Source organism: Mariniphaga sp., from assembly GCF_041687215.1.
Lineage (GTDB): Bacteria > Bacteroidota > Bacteroidia > Bacteroidales > Prolixibacteraceae > Mariniphaga.
This window is the reverse complement of sequence record NZ_JAWLCI010000002.1, coordinates 169,704-187,914: the sequence shown is the minus strand read 5'-3', so window position 1 is coordinate 187,914 and position 18,211 is coordinate 169,704. Positions and strand designations below refer to the sequence as shown.

The window sequence follows — 18,211 nt, the reverse complement described above, 5'->3', positions numbered from 1 at the left end:
TTGTGAAACAATTTTTCTGGTTACGGGTTCAATCCTATCACTTTTTTAGCGCCTGAATAAATAGATTTCCACCAAAAATTTAGTATAGAGCGTTCTTCATCGCGAACATAAGAAATTTTAACGGGCACTAACTCGTTCCCTTTTGGGTTTTTCGAATTAACAACCAAATTATTGGCCAGGAATGAAGCAAATTTTGCTTTCTGAATTTCATCGGAGCTGTAATCCAAAACTGCAATTTTCAGGTTGTCGTAAGCAAAATACAAGTTTCCGGTTGCCTGGTTTTGGTAAAAATTAATATCGAAATCCAACCTGTTTAAATAGCCAGTTTCAATGGCAAGCGGGGCCGATTTTGAAATCATCGAATTTAATGGTTCCAAAGGCATGGGTTGCAAAAAACCAGTTACAGAATGCACATAATCGGGGCTGGTAAGGTCGAAACGGAAATTTGCTTTCAGTAACGATTGATTTAAAAGTTTGGCCTGTGCATTCAATTCAAAGATGTTATTTTGCCCGGTTTCTTTTTCGCTATTGGAAAGTCTGCCGCCTGAAAAAGTTAAATCATAAAATTCAATAACTCCGGGCTCGTCCGATATGCTTAACAAATCGCTGTATTTAATGTATGAAGGCATAAGTTTTACCGAATCAAATACAAAATCCTGACTGATGTTTTTCAAATGGTCTTGTGGCCAGGGGGGTCTTTGGCTGTGATTAAAGGGGAATCGTTTATCACGAAAAATCTCCAGACTGGCCGGACCGATTTGCAGTTTTTCCGCAGCCAGGATATTGTCCTGCAGCCACCTTTTTTCGTTAATTTTCTGAAATTCAATGTATTCAATACTGGCTTTTGCAACATCGGTCTGAAAGCCTGTTTTTCTTGGAAATTCTTCTTTTTTGGCAAGCGGGTTCACCTGTATATTTTTCAACCAAACGTTGTGTCTGGCCGAATTGTAAATTAACGAATCGGCGGTAAATTCATACATGCCGTTTTTGTTTGTTGTTGAAAGATTCGTAGTTGAAATATTAAATTCCCTCGAATTGAGCAGGTTGGCCGGCGGTTGATTCTCGCTGAGGAAAATATCTTTAAATGAAATATGCAGTTCATTTTGGAAAAGTTGTTTTTCGAGCCAGTTAAAATGAAGGTAGGCTTTGTTCAGGTTCAGGTTATCTATTTTAACCTGGTTTATCAGGTGTTCCACGTATGGATATAAATCGAGGGTTTGCAAAAATTCCAGCGTGTCGTCTTTTATTTTCCGGTTAATTTCAATGGAAATATCGGGGTTGTTAATTTCAATCTGGCCGAATTCGAAACTGTTTTGCTCAAAGGCTGTTTCCAAATCAAAACCGGTAAAGTGAATTTCCGGAGCAAGTATTTTAAACAGGTTCTGGTCTTCACGTCTTAAAAAAGGTTCCACTTTTAAACCTGAAACTGAAACAGATTTTCGTTCCCGGTCGAAATCAATTTGTCCGATTAAAATATTATGGAGCTCGTCAATTGGCGCCCTGAAGTCTGAAATTTCAAGCTGAATATTTTGATTCTGCAATTGAATTTGGTTGTTGTTATTTTTCAGCATAATTCCTGGCATCGAAAAATTCAATTTGAAATTAGCCTGCGCTTTTTGGCTTGTTTCAGAAGTTTGATAGGTTACTGCTTCGCCATCTGTAATTTTAAATTCGTTAAGTTTTAATGATTCAATAAACGCCGGCATTGGAAAGGTGTAGGTTTTTAAATCGAGTGATTTTGTTTTTCCCTTTTGAGTGTAAATCTGAAACCGGGGAGAAACAAGTTCAAGTTTGTCAATAAACGGCTCCTGCGAATACCAGGCATTCTGAAAATCGAAACCTTCAATATTTATTTCGGGAATGGCAACCTGGAAAGTAGTGGCGAGGTCGTGATATTTTTTTGAAGTGATCAGCGGGAACAGTAGTCCGTTTTTTACCTGAACCGAAGATGTTGCAGAAGAAAGCCTAATTTCACTTCCTTTCAGCACATGTACACTGTCTGATAATTCGAATTGCTGGTCCCGAATGGATACTTCAAAATTATCGGAAAACAGCAGCCTTTTTTTGGGGAGCTCCGTTTCGTTCAGCCGAAAATTTTGAAGCGACGCCGAAAAAGCATTGTCAAACGATGTGGTTTTTCCCCGGCGTGTATGATTTACCCAGTTTAAATTTCCATCAGATACGATAAACTTCCTGATATCAAAATCTTCAATATAATTGAAAATGAGTTGATAAAGCTCAGTTAGTTCCAAATTTGGTTCTCCTGAACGGAGTGCCCCGAAGTTTTCAAAGTAAATATCAGGATTTGATATGCTGAAGTTGGAAATCAGCAGTTTATTATTAAAAAATGCATTGCGTAAATCTACCCCGGTTAATTTAATTCCCGGAACGGTAACATGAAACAGTTCCGATCGGTTAAAGCGTTTCATATCATCAACTGAAACGTTTTCAATAACCGGCTGCAATTCGAGGTTATTAATTTGAATCTGTTGATTTATGCTCGAAATTAATACATTGTCAACTTCAAGTTTGTGCAAATCGTCCACCAAACGCATGGTGTAATTTGAAAAATTCAAATCGAAATTGGTGGCATAAAAGAATTTATCTGTTTGTTCAACACTTGCCGAATCAAGGCTGAAATCGGTGAGGCTGAAGTTGAAACTGGTTTCAAAATAGCCCTGCAAGTTTCCGTGCAGGTTGTTTTCAATGTCGAGCCTTCCCCTTTCAATGTAAACCAAATTAGAATAAACTCCTTGCAGATAATCGGTTACCAGTTCAAACAAAAGCCCGCCTTCAGCCTGTTTTGCTGGCTTTGCTTTTTCCAAATGATAGAGCAGGTGCACTTTGGGGCCAATTACCTCAATTTTTTCTGAAGGCAGTGTTTTGGTGTGGTATAAGTTCCGCAGAACAATTCCTTCAATATTTAACGATTCACACTCCACATTCACTTCGGTGCGGCTTGCCGACTGATTTTTATTAAGCGGTTGCAAATGAATTTTTTTTGCACCCAGCCTGTCGGTAAATGTTGAAACAAATAACGAGTCGGCTTTAAATTCGTGTTCATTATCGTCCAGCCTCAGGTGATATCCGGCAACTGTCATCTCCAAATCGTCGGCATGTAAAAGTTTTTCCCGGTTTCGCGCTGAAACAGAATCCAGTTCAAACCTGTTCAGAATAATATCTACAGCGCGAAACTGCTGCTGATAATTGTTGAAATCTGGTTGCCTGAAAATTTCAACCTTTGCATCGTGAAGGAAAAAGCTGTCCACTTCCAGTTTTGAAAAATTGTTTTGAACCAGTTCGTATAAATCGAAATTATCGATGGCTTCCAGTTTAAATTGCTGAGGATTTTCTTTTCGGTAAAAACTGATGTCGGGCTTATTAAATTCAAGATATCGGATTTTAAGGGAATCGTCGAGCGCAAAACGCGCAATACTGCGACTTTTTACAGTTAAATTAGGGACGGTTACATCAAACAAATTTTTTTCTGCATTTCTTGTTTGCGGGAAAAGCCGAAAACCTGCAGCCCTTATGTCTGTTGATTTTAGTGAATACAGCAAAGTGTCAATAGTTAAAACATGCAGGCTGTCTCCCATATCGTTTTGAAAATCATTCATGCGAATAAGCACGTCATCTGTTTTAAAAAAACCGGTATTCCGTTGAATCATTTCTGTATTTGTGGTGAAACCCAGCACATCAACCGAAACCTTTTTTGCCTGCGAAATAAAATCGGTGTTGCCCAATGCTCCGTAAAAACCAAAATTAGCCTCTTCAAGCACAATCCGGTTAATTTTTACTTCATCAAGCATTTCAAACAACGGCCTGATATCTGAAACCAGGGTTGAATTAATTTTTGTCGAATCGCTTTTCAGCAAATCTTCACCTTCCAATTTAATGGACGGGTTTTTAATCAGTACTTGATTGCAAATAAATTTGCGGTGGTTTAAAAGAGCTTTCAGTTTTATTTCTTCCAGCTCAATTTCGGATGCACTAAAAGTATAAAAGGTTTTATTTTGATTGTTTTTATTCAAAACGGCCAGTTCCTCATCGGGCAACAAATTTACATGTTCAAATTTTACTGAAAAGGGTAGAAGTTTAATTTTAACAGCATCAATAGATAAAGAATAGATTCCTTCCGATTTTTCATCAGTAAATTCTGACAGGTAGTTTTTTACATAATCAGGAATGAATTTAACCCAAAGTACAATTATACTTCCAAGTAAAAGAAGCAGAAAGGCTAGTGCAAACCAGCCCGTAATCTTCTGTATTTTTTTTCTTTGGGCCATTTGGTAAAAATGGTAATTTTTTTGAAGATAAAAGAATTTCTGGTTCTGTTCGCCTAATAAAAGGAAATGAAAACCCGGAAGCCGGAAAACTTTTGTTCGCAGGATTTTACAGAAATTATGTTTTAAAAGTCAATTAAATTCATATTTTTACTTTTTCAAAACTACTAATGATAATAACCATGAGACTGATTCTGACCACAGTCATTGCTTCACTGTTTATTTTCACCCTGAAAGCACAACCCGTAAAAATTATGTTGGTTACCGGTGGGCATTCGTATGACACCATCCAGTTTTTCCAGCTCTTCGATGCACTGGAGGGAATTGAATACATTCATTTTGCGCAACCAGAAGCAAATCAGGCTATTGCCCAAGGTGAGGCCGAAGATTTTGATGTACTTGTTTTTTATGATATGTGGAAAGAAATTTCCGAAGTTGAGAAATCAGCTTACATCGAATTGACCAAAAAGGGCAAACCCATGCTTTTTTTGCATCATGCGTTGGTTTCGTACCAGGATTGGCCGCAGTTTGAAAAACTACTGGGCGGGAGATATATTGAAAAGCGCCGTGGCATTCCGGAAAAAGACTTATCAACCTACGAGCACGATGTTTGGGTTTATATTCAACCGGCAGGAAATCATCCGGTTACAAAAGGTTTCGGCAGTTTGCGGTTTTTCGATGAGGTTTACGGAAATTACAGGGTATCGGAAGAAGTGATTCCCATTTTAACCACCAACCATCCGCAAAGCGAAAGAATCATCGGTTGGGAAAACCGGTTCAACAAATCGAGTATAGTTTACCTGCAACCTGGCCACGACTATCGGACTTATGAAACCAACGAATACCGGAGGTTACTTTTGCAGGCCATTAACTATTTGGCAAAAAGCAATTAGTTGTTTAATTCAAAACAAATTCAGCTAAAATTTAAATCAAATAAATTGAATAGAACAATTTAAAATCAAATCAAGTTATGGAAAATGTAAATCGAAAAAGACTCTTTATTGCAAGTTGTCTGGCTCTGCTGGTTACTGCAATGACATTTGCTATCAGAGCAAGAATTGAAGGTGTTTTTACGGGTGACTACGGTTTGACAGCCGAGCAGGTTGGACGCGCATTTGCACCTGCATTTTGGGGTTTTGCCGTGGCCATGTTTGCCGGAGGTTATTTTATCGACATTGTAAAAACCAGAACAGTAGTTTGGATGGCTTTTGGGATGCACCTGGTGGGAATTGTATTGTTGCTCATGGCTAAAGATTACACCTCGTTGTTTATTGCCAACGTATTTATTGGTTTGGGCAACGGAAGTGTTGAGGCTGCATGTAATCCGCTGGTTACAGCTATTTATCCCGACAAGAAATCGAAAATGCTGAACCGTTTTCATGTATGGTTTCCCGGCGGAATTGTCATTGGAAGTTTACTGGCTGCCCTGGTAATCGATTCATTGAATTTGCCCTGGCAGGTGCTTGTGGGGTTGTTGTTTATTCCTCTTGCCATTTACGGATTTATGTTTTTGGGACAGAAAATTCCTGAAACAGAGCGGGTTTCATCGGGTGTAACCTATAAGGAAATGATGCGCAACGTTGGAGCGCCGATTACCATTACACTTGCGGTAGTTTTTATGATTCTGGTTGCCAATGTTCAGTCTATTTCTCATGCCATTACCGGAAGTTATGAACTGCCACTGATTATTATCGGAGTTATTGCAGTATTAATTATTGTTGAAGGTAAGGCCGTAAATAAAATTACACTGCTCTTTCCGTTTATTTTTGCCTGTATGTTGCTCACTGCATCCACTGAATTGGGAACCACGCAGTGGATCAATGCATTGCTGGACAATAAAGGCGTTCATCCCATGATTATTCTGGCAGTTGTAACCGGTTTAATGGCAGTTGGCCGCTACTTTGCAGGTGGGTTGATTCACCGGTTGAATCCTCCGGGAGTTCTGCTGGGCTCAGCCGTATTTTCTGTTGCCGGTTTGTTGTTATTAAGTGTCACCAACGGCGCCTTTATGACTGTTGTTTCTGCTGCTGTGTTTGCCGTGGGTGTTTGTTATTTCTGGCCAACTATGATTGGCGCTGCGGCAGAATATGCACCTAAAACCGGAGCTTTGGGAATGTCAATCCTTGGCGGTGCAGGATTTGTTGCTACCTCCATGGTGCTGCCCATTATGGGAGAATCAATTGAAACAGCCGGTCCGCAAATGACGTTGCGTAATCTGGCTGTTCTGCCAACCATATTAATTGTTGCATTTATTATCCTTTCATTTTGGGTTAAAAATAAAACCAAGAGTGGAAATGATTTGGACGAAGGTGCAGCAGTGCGTTAAACAAATCAATGCATTTTAGCAGGAGAGGCTGTTCAGGAAACTTTAAATTATTTCAGGGTTTTTTGAACAGCTTCTTTTTTATGAGGTGATGTTTTTATATTTTGAAACTGAATTCAAATTTTTTAATCATGTTGTATGTATTGTTAATTGGTTTGGTGGCAGGTGCCATTGCCGGGCTTATTATTCGCGGTAAAGGATATGGATGTGTGCTGAATATTATTGTAGGAATTGCCGGAGCGTGGTTTGGCAATTGGTTGCTGCACGAGCTGGGGATATTTGTCAACAGCGGATTATTTGGCAATTTAATCACCGCAGTTATTGGGGCGGTTGCGTTGCTTGCCTTATTGGGTTTAATTCGGAAACTGGCAAATTAAACAGTAGCAGCAAAAGGTATTACATTATTTTTTTACGTTCCGGTTTCAGGTTTTTCACCCACTGGTTTACAATGTATTCGTTTTCTTTTATCCAGTTTTTCACCCCTTGCTTGGGGTCTTCGCTCAATTTTACCTGGTAAACCAGACTGTTTAACTGTTTTTCGGTCAACTGCATCCGCTCAAAAAAACGAACTGCCCTCGGATGCAATTCCTCAATTCCACTGTGGCCAACGGCAAAAATATTTTCTTTTACTCCAAAAATATTTTCCGAATCTTCCAGAAATCTAACTTCGTAGCGGGCGAAAATCCAGTGTGGTTCCCATCCTGTAATTACAATTTCTTTCCTGCGTTTAATCGAATCTTCCAGTTGTTTTATCATTTCATCTTCTGAAAGACTAACTAACGGGAAAGGCAGACTGTATTTTTCGATGGCCTTCCTGGCTTTTTGCATCACTCCGGCACCTTCGTCAATTCCAATAATCGGATTGCTGTAATTTTTGAGGTCTGAAACATATTGTAATTCACTGTATGCCGGAACAACAAACCCCGTTCGGGCCTCGGGATAAAGGATTCCCAGTTTTTCAATATTTTCGGTATGGTCTTCCATGTACTTTTTATGAGTTTCGGGAAGCCATGCATCGGCAAAAATATCTGATTCTCCGCTGGCAATTTCCTGGTATGCGGTCTCCACATCGGTTAGTTTTGTAATCGCAGTGTAATCCATTTTTTCTTCGAGCAAAACTGCCGAAAGATGCGTAATGGCAACACTTTCAGACCAATCGGTATAAACCAGTTTTATCGTCATTTCTTCTTCGCCCGATGGTTTATTCGTACATGAAACGATAAAAAATAGAACGATCAGTATGCAAATCCGGTTGTAATAAGACTTTAGTTTCATTTTTCCTGGGTTTATTTAAAAAGGGCTTTAAGGAACCCAATGGTTTGTTTTCGATCTTTAATTATGAGTACCGGCAGATTTTTTTCTGCCGAAGCCAGCTTCTCCGAAGTAGAATCGATAATGATGTCAGCCAGTTCCGATTTAATTTTTGAACCAATAATGATCATATCGGCCCCATTGGTAAGTGCCTGCTTGTAAAGAATATGGGCTTCATCGTTTTCCGGATCCAGTGAATTTGTACAGGGAATTTTTTCCGGGTCGAGTTCCTGCTTTTTCATAAATTTCTGATACTCTTTCGCGCTGTGCTTTTCAATGTGCTGCATGAGTTTTTTATCGTTTTCAGGCGAACTCTGTGGGAAATATTTCAACGGAAGTTTATAGGCATGATGACACGATACTTTTGCACCTGTTAATTCCTGCAGGCGCAAAGCCATTTTCAGGGCAAGCCCACTCATTTTCGAAAAATCCATACGAACCAACACGTGTTCAATGCGCGGTTGCGTGGTTTCGCTCACCAGTAAAACCGAGGATGGAATAATGCTGATTACTTTTCGTACTATGCCTCCCCTACCTTCGTACCCAATTTTTTTTCCCATAAGGGTAAACGTGATGTTGTTTTCGCGCGCATACCTCACGATATTGTCGGTTGTTGAACCCTCAACCACTTTTACGTTTGTTTGAACTTCATTCGTTCCGGAAAAAAGCGATTCAATTTTTTCCTGAAGCTCTTCTTTTACAATTTCGGTAAGCGGCTGCTCGAGGTGCGGGAAAGCGGAGATCATTTCAGGTGGAATTTCATACGATTTCATCACATGTAAAAAAGTAACCGATTTTGGTTTGAAGTTTTCCACCAAAAAATTACTGTATCGGATAAGCGAGTCATCCATTTCACTTAAATCGAGGCAAACTAATATATCTTCAAATTGGTACATAGCATTGATTTTCAGATTAAACTTTCTTTTTCTGGTTTCTTTTCAAGTTTTCCGGAAGTTTTGGCCTGTTCTCTTTTTTGCATCATTCTGGCCAGCGTATCCAAATATTGTTTACGTTCAGCTTCCATCTGGGTTTCCATCATTCCGGTATGTTCTTTCCGCAATCCTTTCAGCAAACTCCACATCAAAACAATTAATAAAATGGTAAATGGCAGGCCGGTTGAAATGGCTGCTGTTTGCAATGCCCCAAGTCCGCCGCCAATTAACAAAACCGCAGCAACCGCACCTTCAGTTAATGCCCAGAAAATGCGCTGGGGAACCGGTGCGTCAAGTTTTCCGCCGGCGGTAAGCGAGTCAACAACCAAAGAACCCGAGTCGGAAGAAGTAACAAAAAAGCTGGTAACCAAAACCACACCAACCACCGAAGTTAATGATGAAAGCGGAAATTGTTCCAGCAGTACATACAATGAAGTGGCAACGTTGCCTGTAACCGCGCTGGCAATATCGGCCAGGGAATTCAGTTCGAGATACATGGCGCTTCCACCAAAGGTTGAAAGCCAGAAGAAAGTAAGTAAAGTGGGTACAATAAGAACTCCCAACACAAATTCTTTAAGTGTGCGGCCTCTGGAAATGCGGGCGATAAACATACCCACAAACGGCGACCAGCTAATCCACCAGGCCCAGTAAAATACGGTCCAGTCGCTTTGCCAGTCCGATTGTTTATACGTTTCAGTCCATGACGACATTTCAAAAAAGTTTTGAACGTAGCCTCCAATGTTTTGAATAAACGAATCCATGATAAACAGGGTAGGACCTACCACAAGCATAAAGACCAGAAAGATGGCACCCAAAAACATATTGAGACGACTTAGCTTTTTTACTCCGCCACTCAGTCCGGCCACAACCGAACCGGTAGCTGCAAGGGTAATTACTGTAATTAAAATAACCTGTGTTGTAATGGTGTCGGGTAAATTGAACAGGTGTGCCAATCCTGCACTTACCTGCTGTACGCCCAGTCCGAGCGAAGTGGCCAGTCCAAACAATGTGGCCACAACTGCAAGTACATTAATTACTTTTCCCCAGGGGCCATGCACTTTTTCGCCAAGCAGGGGATAGAAAACCGAGCTGATGGTTAGCGGCAATTTTTTATTGAACGTGAAAAAAGCCAGTGCCATTCCCACCAGAGCGTAAATACCCCAGGCATGTAATCCCCAGTGTAAAAATGTAATTTCCATCGATTCACGGGCTGCTTCAACACTGCGTGGTTCGGCACCAGGAGGGTTAATAAAATGGTTGATGGGTTCACCCACACTCCAAAACAAAATACCGATACCCATTCCTGCACTGAACAACATGGCAAACCATGAAGTTGTTGAAAATTCGGGCCGCGATTTGTTCCCTCCCAACCGTATCTTGCCATACTTGCTGAATGCAATGTACAGAACAAAAAAGAGGAAAATATTTACGGACAATATAAAAAACCATCCGCCATAACTGGAAATACTGCTTTGGATGGCCGAAAATACCTGGTCCATTGGCTCTCCCACAATCAGAGTGATGGAGATGAACGCAACAATAATCAGCGCTGATGGCCAGAAAACCAGTCCGTCCACATCGAAATACTTTTTGCTGCTTTTGAGGTGGGCTTCACTGTCCTTTGGTGTTACTTTCTCGTCAGTCATAAAATTCCGTTATTAATTTGCTGTTAAGTTTATTGGATGTTAGAAATAATATCCCAGGTTAATATTGAAACGTAAATGCCAGGAGGCATTTTCTGTTCCGGCAGCCAATCCGTTTGTCCATTCCGGCCCCAGCCACGGGTGGTCTTTTCCGGCAGCCGCATCAATGTAGGTGAAAACATTTCCGGCAGTTACCAAAACTCCGGTTACATTCATAATTGAATTCTTAAATTCAGTAACTGATTTATCCAGGTAGCCCAAATCGTTATAAAACTGGAGATTGGAAACCGGATGCCAGTCAACCGGCAACGAGTAGGAAAGGCAAAGCGTGTAAATTTTTCCGTTGGCTGCTACAAGGTAAGGGGCGCCATAGGCCGTCATGCCCACCACATTGGTTGGTTCTCCTGAAGGGTTTTCCGGGTTGTGTCCATACCCGGCCATTTGAGCTTTTACAGCCACTCTTCCGGCCTGCATTTCGTAGTGACCGGCATAGGCAAAATGATTGCCGGTTTCTCCCGAATCCAGGTTGTGTAAACCGCCTAATTGCCCCGAAACGCCAATTTTATGGTTGAACTTTCCATTTTGAATTTTGTAGGCCACCTTACCATTTAGCTGATTGGTTTCCTTATTTCTTAAATCCGGATTTCCATCGCCGTTCAAATCAATCGAAGAAATGTCATACGAGTACCGGCTGTGCGATACATCCGAATAACTTCCAAAATTCAACTCTTCGGCATTTTTGAAAAATGCGAGTGCATATTCCCACTGTTCTCCTGAAAATGAGTATTTTATTCCCATATCGTGATCGTCTTCAAGCCCAAGATAATAGGTCATATTAAAAAACCAGTTGTTGGAGTTGTATTGAGTAATACCGAAAGGTACCTGAGTCAACCCGATTTGGAGGTTTTTGTTTTCGCTGAAATCGTATTCCACCCAACCCTGCTTTAACATTCCACCACCAAAGCTTTCAGAATATAACCGGTATTCAGCATTCAGTTTTATTCCTTTGTACGATGCAATTGAATTAATTCGAAACATATCGTAACCAAAATCGCCTCCACGATCTTTTTGCCCTTCTTTCCAGGTAGATAAATTGTAATTGAAACGTAATGCGCCACCAAATTTTACCTCAGGTTTCTCCTGACTTTGAGTCGGGTAATCAACAAATACAATTAGAAGCAATGAAATAAATACGGATTTTGTCATTCGAAAAAGAAGTAACGTTTTACTATTTAACATTTTGATTTTGAAGTTTCTGTTTAAGGGTTCTAACGAAACAGAGCAAATATTGTTTGGAAATTCCGGATTTTACTGAATTTGCGAAAATACAGATCGCCTGAAAAAGGAAAGTTTCAATAGCACCCCGCGCACCTATAAAAAATACCATGGCCAGCCCAAGAGCATGGTTTTCCCAATATGGATTCAGAAAATAAAAAACAATTTTGATGAACAATAAAGGATTTCAATGTGTTTTTATCCTGAAATATTTGCACAACCAGAAAACGTGCCTTATATTTGCATTAAAGACTTAAAAGTATTTTATTAATTTTATAAAAAGAACAAGAAGATATGGCTTTTGAATTACCGAAATTAAATTACGATTACACAGCTTTGGAACCGCACATTGATGCGCGCACCATGGAAATTCACCACACAAAACATCATGCGGGTTATACCAATAACCTGAATAATGCAGTGGCCGGAAGCGCGCTCGAAGGAAAAAGCATTGAAGAAATTCTGAAAGGAGTTTCGGGGCATTCCACGGCTGTAAGAAACAATGGAGGAGGATATTACAATCATAATTTGTATTGGGAAGTAATGGCGCCGGGAGGATCTCCGAATCCGGAAGGCGAACTGCTCGATGCAATAAACGAATCATTTGATTCAGTAGAAAATTTCCGTGAGGCATTTGTCCAGGCTGCACTAACGCGGTTTGGATCAGGTTGGGCATGGTTGGTTCTTCAAAACAATAAACTGGTGGTTTCGTCCACGCCCAATCAGGATAATCCGCTGATGGATGTTGCAGATGTTCAGGGCACACCCGTCCTGGGTGTTGATGTGTGGGAACACGCATATTACCTGAATTATCAAAACAGACGTCCGGATTATGTAAATGCATTCTGGAATCTCATCAACTGGGACGAAGTCGCCAGGCGGTTTAAAGGTTAGTTGATTTTTGGTTTTTTTCCCCGGGATGAGGTCCCGGGGTTTTTCTTGCTTTTTTCCATGGTTTTATGTTAATTAGAAATCTGTGCAGTTGTGCAGTTTTATCCAAAAGATTACATTTACAGGAATTAATTTGAAAGAATGGAATGGAGTCCGGGGATAAAAGTAATAATATTGATGGTCGGATAAAACAACTGGAAACTCAGATTTCTGAATTAAAGTTTGAACTGGAAGAAAAAACCGAACTTTTTAACCGCGAACAGGAAAAAAGGCTGTTTTACCAACTGGTTGCCGATTTTACCTTTGGCTGGGAATTGTGGTTCGATCCATCCGGAAAAATAAATTACTGTTCACCTTCCTGTATTGATCTGACTGGATATACTGCCAATCAGGTTTTGGAGTCTCCATCTCTTTCTGAATTGCTGGTTTATGTGGCTGACCGCGAAAAGTTTGAAGGATTTCTGCACAACGCATTGAGTCAGGATCTTATTAATCCTTCCCTCGAATTTCGAATAATGACACGAACCCGCCAGATGCGTTGGTGTTTATTTACTGTGCGTGGTGTTTACAACCGGGAAGGCCGTTATCTCGGCATCCGGGGTTCTGTTCAGGATATTACCAAACTCAAAAATGCTTTGGGAAGAATCAATGATCTTTCAACGGGAAAAGAATTGGAAAACCGGCACCGGGAAAGACTCAAATCGGAGCTGGAAATTAAGGAACGCGAACTGGTAACATTTCTTCTGCAACTATCCCAGAAAAATGAGCTTATTGCAAAGTTGACTCAGCAATTGAAAACCATTTCTGAAGATAATCTCAAAAATGGATCTGAAAAAATACAAAAGTTGCTATATCTATTGGAAAACACCAGGAATGAGCCGGTTGACTGGAATATGGTTGAAATTCAGTTGGAAAAGCTGCATCCTGGTTTTATGACCCGCCTTTTGCTGAAACACCCGAAACTTACCTCAAAGGATAAAAAACTTTGTGCCTGCCTGAAACTGGGCCTCACCAGTAAACAAATTGCCGGATTAAATAATCTTACTCCGCAAAGCGTGGAAGTTACCCGTGTCAGGTTGCGTAAAAAACTAAAAATTGCGCACGATACCCGCTTGGTTAATTACCTGGCAGAAATCTGATGAAGAATTGGGATATATTAAGGAATTCTGATTAAAATCCATATTTTTTGATATATAATTATTTTATATAAATAGTTTAAAAATAACAATATAAATTTTATATGTTAGGTTTATTATTTGCTGAATCAGGTTTTTGTTAAGTTTAGGAAGTTTGTTTAAAGATGAAGTTGTCTTATATTTGACTGCACAAAAACAGATAACATGACTCCAACATCAAAAAACGATTTTTACCGGCCCTTGCACGACGACGAAATAGGGCAACTGGTTTACCAGGGATGTTCATCCACCGACTGGAACCTTGTAAAAGTATCTTCCGATTTTAGTCCCGATCACGTTGAGAATGTAAAATTTACCGGCCATATCCGGTTAAACAGCTTTCAACATTCGGTGAAACTTGTTGGTGGAATTACTTTTCATACCGGCATTTACAACGCATGGCTTCACAATTGTGAAGTGGGAAGAAATGCATTGATACACAACGTACGCAGTTACATTGCCAACTATATTATTGAAGAGGGGGTTGTTATTCATAATGTAACAACCATTGCCGTTGACGGTGAGGCAACCTTTGGTAACGGTGTGATGGTAGAAGCGATAAATGAGGGTGGAGGACGTGCCATTCCCATGTACGACTATTTGTCAACGCATGTGGCTTATATGCTGGCGCTTTACCGCCACCGTCCCAACCTGATTGATGCCCTGAAAAATATGGTGAAGGATTATACCGAAAAAGTAAAAAGCAGTCAGGGAACGATTGGCGCACACACCAAAATTTTGAATTGTAATACGGTTTTGAATGTAAAAATAGGGCCTGCCACCACGATTGACGGTACCAAAAAACTTCAGAACGGAAGCATTAACAGCACCCGCGAAGCCCCCGTGGTTATTGGGGAAGGAGTAATTATGGACGACTTTATTGTTTGCTCGGGTACACGAATTACCGACGCAACACTTATTTCCAAAAGTTTTGTAGGGCAGGGGTGTGTTCTCGACAAGCATTACTCTGCTGTCAACTCTTTATTTTTTGCCAATTGCCAGGGATTTCATGGCGAGGCCTGCTCTGTTTTTGCCGGACCTTACACGGTTACGCATCATAAATCCACGTTGCTTATTGCCGGAATGTTTTCGTTTCTCAACGCGGGAAGCGGGTCAAACCAAAGCAACCATTTGTATAAACTGGGCCCCATTCATCAGGGAATTATGGAACGCGGTGCTAAAACAACCAGCGATTCGTATTTGCTTTGGCCTTCGCACATCGGTGCTTTTTCGCTGGTAATGGGCCGCCATTACAAACATTGCGACACGGCAGATTTTCCGTTTTCGTACCTGATTGAAAGCAAAGACGAAAGTATTCTGGTGCCGGGCATCAATCTAAAAAGTATTGGAACGGTGCGCGATTCGCAAAAATGGCCCCGGCGCGATAACCGGACGGACTCCAACCTGCTCGACCTGATTAATTTTAACCTGCTGAGTCCCTACACCGTCCATCGCATGTTAAATGGCAGAAAAAAGCTTATCGATATTCGCAAATCTTCAGGCGAATTTGCCAGCGAATACAGTTACGATAAAATGAAAATTGAAAAACGGGCGCTCGACCGTGGCATTCAGTTGTATGAAATGGCCATCTGGAAATTTCTGGGCAATTCACTCATTACCCGTTTACAGGGAAAAAATTATACTTCCGACCATGATATATGGAAAACATTAAAACCGGATACTTCACTGGGAAAAGGGAGTTGGGTTGATTTATCGGGTTTGATTTGTCCGTTTGAAGCGCTGGATAATTTGCTTAAATCGGTTGAAAACGGTGAAATGACCACACTTGAAGAGGTGAATGCAGGTTTGGTTGCCCTTCATAAAAATTATTACAATTACGAATGGACTTGGGCCGCCGATGTGGTTGGCGAATTTTATGGGAAAAGCATCAGCCAATTTACCACACAGGATGTGATTGTTGTTGTTGAAAAATGGAAGGAGAGTGTGCTCGGAATTGACCGGTTATTATATGAAGATGCCAAAAAAGAATTTTCCATGGCCAAAATGACCGGGTTTGGCGTTGACGGGGAGAATGGCGCCCGTGAGCTGGATTTTGCCCAGGTTCGGGGCGAATTCGAAAAAAATGATACGGTAAAAGCCATTCAGGTGCACATGCAAAATAAGGAAGCGCTTGGCAACGAACTCATTCAGCGAATGAAACAAACAAAAAGTTCACCGGTTACAGTAAATTAATACAATATTTTTTCCGAACTCGGAACCCGGAACCCGTTCAGTGAGCCCCAATATTTGGGAGGTCAACGAACCAAATATTGTTGGGCGAACTAATCCCGCGCAGCGGGGAAACCTGAAACCTGAAACCTGAAACCTGGAACTTGAAACTTTAAACTTTTAACATTCAACTCATATGTGTGGAATAGTAGGATACATTGGAAACAAAGAAGCATACCCCATTCTGATTAGCGGATTGAAAAAACTGGAATACCGCGGATACGACTCGGCAGGCGTGGCTTTGCTTAACGGCAGCCTCAACGTGTTTAAAAAAATGGGCAAAGTTGTCGGATTGGAAAATTTTGTGGCTGGTGAAAATGCCGGCGGAAACGTTGGAATTGGCCACACGCGCTGGGCTACCCATGGCGAACCCAGCGATGCAAATGCCCATCCTCACCAGTCTATGAACGGGCATTTTTCGATTGTTCACAATGGAATCATTGAAAACTACATGCAGTTAAAAACCGATTTGATAACACATGGATTTCAGTTTTCCAGTGAAACTGATACCGAAGTGCTGGCCAACCTGATAGAATATTTTTATAACCAGAACGAGGAAGTTTCGGCAGAAATGGCTGTTCAACTGGCCCTTTCGAAAGTAGTTGGCGCTTACGGAATTGCCGTGTTGTGCCGCGATGAAAAAGATAAACTGATTGTTGCCCGCAAAGGAAGTCCGCTGGTGGTGGGGCTTGGAAACGGAGAATATTTTGTGGCCAGCGATGCTTCGCCCATTGCCGAATTTACCAGCCATGTGGTTTACCTGAACGACAATGACATGGCCATACTTCAGAAAAATAATTTTACCCTGAAAAATATTGAAAACAGTCCGGTTTCGCTCACCATTTCAAATCTTGATATGAAAATTGGGGAGATGGAAAAAGGCGATTTCGAACATTTTATGCTGAAGGAAATTTATGAGCAACCGCAAACCATTGAAGAAACGTTTAAAGGCCGTTTAAAACCTGAATATTCCGACATCGTGCTGGGCGGGCTGCTTCATGTTTTTCCCCGTGTGGCAGAAGCCGAACGGATTGTGATTATCGGGTGCGGAACTTCGTGGCATGCAGCCCTGATTGCCGAATACATGCTGGAAGAATTTGCGCAAATTCCTGTGGAGGTAGAATACGCCTCAGAGTTTCGTTACCGAAAACCGGTGCTGGGAAAAAAGGATGTGGTGTTGCTAATCAGCCAGAGTGGCGAAACAGCCGACACGCTGGCTGCTTTGCGGCTGGCCCGGGAAAAGGGCGCACTGGTTTTGGGAATTTGCAACGTGGTGGGTTCCACTTTGTCGCGCGAAACCGAAGCGGGAGTTTATACCCATGCAGGCGTTGAAGTTGGTGTGGCTTCAACCAAAGCATTTACCGCCCAGGTAACAGTTTTAACTCTTTTTGCCCTCAAACTGGCCAAAACAAAAGGCACCATTTCTTCCGCCGAGTACAGCGAGCTGGTAAAAGAACTGGCTGAAATTCCGGAAAAAGGAAGGACGATTCTTCAAAACAACGAACAGATAAAAAAAGTGGCCGAAAAGTATAAAGATGCTGTAAATGCGCTCTATCTGGGCCGCGGGTATTTGTTCCCGGTGGCGCTGGAAGGGGCGTTGAAGCTGAAGGAGATTTCATATATTCATGCTGAAGGTTACGCTGCCGGCGAAATGAAACACGGACCTATTGCCCTGGTGGACGACAACCTGCCTGTTGTGGTGGTGGCGCCCCGCGATGTCTGGTACGAGAAAATTGTGAGCAACATTCAGGAGGTAAAAGCCCGGATGGGAAATGTAATTGCCATTGTTAGCGAAGGGGATGACGGATTGAAAGAACTGGCAAACGATATTATCGAAATTCCGCGTTCGCACCCGGCGCTGGCGCCATTGCTTGCTGTAATCCCGCTGCAACTGCTGGCTTACCACATTGCCGTTTTGCGGGGTTGCAACGTTGATCAGCCCCGGAACCTGGCCAAATCGGTTACCGTGGAATAACCGGAAGTTGGCGTATTGATTTTTTTTCCTGGATGCCACCCGGAACGTAGTCGAAGCGTGTAATTTCTGCTTTTGCAAAACAAATTCAGGGAATTATTTGATTTTCCGGTTCACCTTCCCCCAAGCGGTGGTAAACGAATAAAACCAAACAGTTGTCGATTAGATTTTTATTAC

General features: G+C 41.4%; 12 protein-coding genes. 7 read left to right on the top strand and 5 right to left on the bottom strand.

Annotated features, from left to right (window positions below):
* Nucleotides 1-20: 20 nt before the first annotated feature.
* Nucleotides 21-4,286, bottom strand: coding sequence for a hypothetical protein (locus ACESMA_RS02020; protein ID WP_372947085.1), 4,266 nt, complete (start codon nt 4,284-4,286; stop codon nt 21-23).
* A gap of 179 nt (nt 4,287-4,465) precedes the next feature.
* Here ACESMA_RS02020 and ACESMA_RS02015 point away from each other — a divergent pair, with 179 nt between their 5' ends.
* The 3 genes from ACESMA_RS02015 to ACESMA_RS02005 all read left to right on the top strand — a co-directional run bounded on the left by ACESMA_RS02015 (nt 4,466) and on the right by ACESMA_RS02005 (nt 6,983).
* Nucleotides 4,466-5,176 carry a ThuA domain-containing protein gene (locus ACESMA_RS02015; RefSeq protein WP_372947084.1) on the top strand — a complete coding sequence of 237 codons (711 nt, stop codon included), beginning with the start codon at nt 4,466-4,468 and terminating at the stop codon, nt 5,174-5,176.
* A 77-nt stretch (nt 5,177-5,253) separates the two neighbouring features.
* On the top strand, nt 5,254-6,609 hold the full coding sequence (locus ACESMA_RS02010) for an MFS transporter (protein ID WP_372947083.1): 1,356 nt from the start codon (nt 5,254-5,256) through the stop codon (nt 6,607-6,609).
* A gap of 128 nt (nt 6,610-6,737) precedes the next feature.
* On the top strand, nt 6,738-6,983 hold the full coding sequence (locus ACESMA_RS02005; RefSeq protein WP_372947082.1) for a GlsB/YeaQ/YmgE family stress response membrane protein: 246 nt from the start codon (nt 6,738-6,740) through the stop codon (nt 6,981-6,983).
* A gap of 19 nt (nt 6,984-7,002) precedes the next feature.
* Here ACESMA_RS02005 and ACESMA_RS02000 read toward each other — a convergent pair whose 3' ends face one another.
* From ACESMA_RS02000 to ACESMA_RS01985, 4 genes are read right to left on the bottom strand one after another with little or no spacing between them, the layout of a single operon-like run.
* On the bottom strand, nt 7,003-7,881 hold the full coding sequence (locus ACESMA_RS02000) for a glycine betaine ABC transporter substrate-binding protein (protein WP_372947081.1): 879 nt from the start codon (nt 7,879-7,881) through the stop codon (nt 7,003-7,005).
* A gap of 11 nt (nt 7,882-7,892) precedes the next feature.
* On the bottom strand, nt 7,893-8,813 hold the full coding sequence (locus ACESMA_RS01995; protein ID WP_372947080.1) for a universal stress protein: 921 nt from the start codon (nt 8,811-8,813) through the stop codon (nt 7,893-7,895).
* 11 nt (nt 8,814-8,824) lie between these two features.
* Entirely contained in the window at nt 8,825-10,495 is a 1,671-nt protein-coding gene (locus ACESMA_RS01990; RefSeq protein WP_372947079.1) for a BCCT family transporter, read from the bottom strand.
* A 39-nt stretch (nt 10,496-10,534) separates the two neighbouring features.
* Complete coding sequence (locus ACESMA_RS01985) at nt 10,535-11,698, bottom strand: hypothetical protein (protein ID WP_372947078.1); 1,164 nt, start codon at nt 11,696-11,698, stop codon at nt 10,535-10,537.
* 363 nt (nt 11,699-12,061) lie between these two features.
* Here ACESMA_RS01985 and ACESMA_RS01980 point away from each other — a divergent pair, with 363 nt between their 5' ends.
* The 4 genes from ACESMA_RS01980 (at nt 12,062) to glmS (ending at nt 18,037) form a co-directional block, all read left to right on the top strand.
* Nucleotides 12,062-12,661 (top strand): superoxide dismutase, encoded by a 600-nt coding sequence (locus ACESMA_RS01980; protein WP_372947077.1) that lies wholly within the window; start codon nt 12,062-12,064, stop codon nt 12,659-12,661.
* A 143-nt stretch (nt 12,662-12,804) separates the two neighbouring features.
* Nucleotides 12,805-13,797, top strand: coding sequence for a PAS domain-containing protein (locus ACESMA_RS01975; protein WP_372947076.1), 993 nt, complete (start codon nt 12,805-12,807; stop codon nt 13,795-13,797).
* A gap of 201 nt (nt 13,798-13,998) precedes the next feature.
* On the top strand, nt 13,999-16,026 hold the full coding sequence (locus tag ACESMA_RS01970) for a DUF4954 family protein (protein ID WP_372947075.1): 2,028 nt from the start codon (nt 13,999-14,001) through the stop codon (nt 16,024-16,026).
* 172 nt (nt 16,027-16,198) lie between these two features.
* Nucleotides 16,199-18,037: a glutamine--fructose-6-phosphate transaminase (isomerizing) gene (gene glmS / locus ACESMA_RS01965; protein ID WP_372947074.1), complete on the top strand. Its 1,839-nt coding sequence runs from the start codon at nt 16,199-16,201 to the stop codon at nt 18,035-18,037.
* The last annotated feature ends 174 nt before the right edge of the window (nt 18,038-18,211 follow it).

Bases quoted from the DNA above. Each gene is read 5' to 3' on its own strand.
- ACESMA_RS02020 (WP_372947085.1), bottom strand. From the start codon at position 4,286: ATGGCCCAAAGAAAAAAAATACAGAAGATTACGGGCTGGTTTGCACTA.
- ACESMA_RS02015 (WP_372947084.1), top strand. From the start codon at position 4,466: ATGAGACTGATTCTGACCACAGTCATTGCTTCACTGTTTATTTTCACC.
- ACESMA_RS02010 (WP_372947083.1), top strand. From the start codon at position 5,254: ATGGAAAATGTAAATCGAAAAAGACTCTTTATTGCAAGTTGTCTGGCT.
- ACESMA_RS02005 (WP_372947082.1), top strand. From the start codon at position 6,738: ATGTTGTATGTATTGTTAATTGGTTTGGTGGCAGGTGCCATTGCCGGG.
- ACESMA_RS02000 (WP_372947081.1), bottom strand. From the start codon at position 7,881: ATGAAACTAAAGTCTTATTACAACCGGATTTGCATACTGATCGTTCTA.
- ACESMA_RS01995 (WP_372947080.1), bottom strand. From the start codon at position 8,813: ATGTACCAATTTGAAGATATATTAGTTTGCCTCGATTTAAGTGAAATG.
- ACESMA_RS01990 (WP_372947079.1), bottom strand. From the start codon at position 10,495: ATGACTGACGAGAAAGTAACACCAAAGGACAGTGAAGCCCACCTCAAA.
- ACESMA_RS01985 (WP_372947078.1), bottom strand. From the start codon at position 11,698: ATGACAAAATCCGTATTTATTTCATTGCTTCTAATTGTATTTGTTGAT.
- ACESMA_RS01980 (WP_372947077.1), top strand. From the start codon at position 12,062: ATGGCTTTTGAATTACCGAAATTAAATTACGATTACACAGCTTTGGAA.
- ACESMA_RS01975 (WP_372947076.1), top strand. From the start codon at position 12,805: ATGGAGTCCGGGGATAAAAGTAATAATATTGATGGTCGGATAAAACAA.
- ACESMA_RS01970 (WP_372947075.1), top strand. From the start codon at position 13,999: ATGACTCCAACATCAAAAAACGATTTTTACCGGCCCTTGCACGACGAC.
- glmS (WP_372947074.1), top strand. From the start codon at position 16,199: ATGTGTGGAATAGTAGGATACATTGGAAACAAAGAAGCATACCCCATT.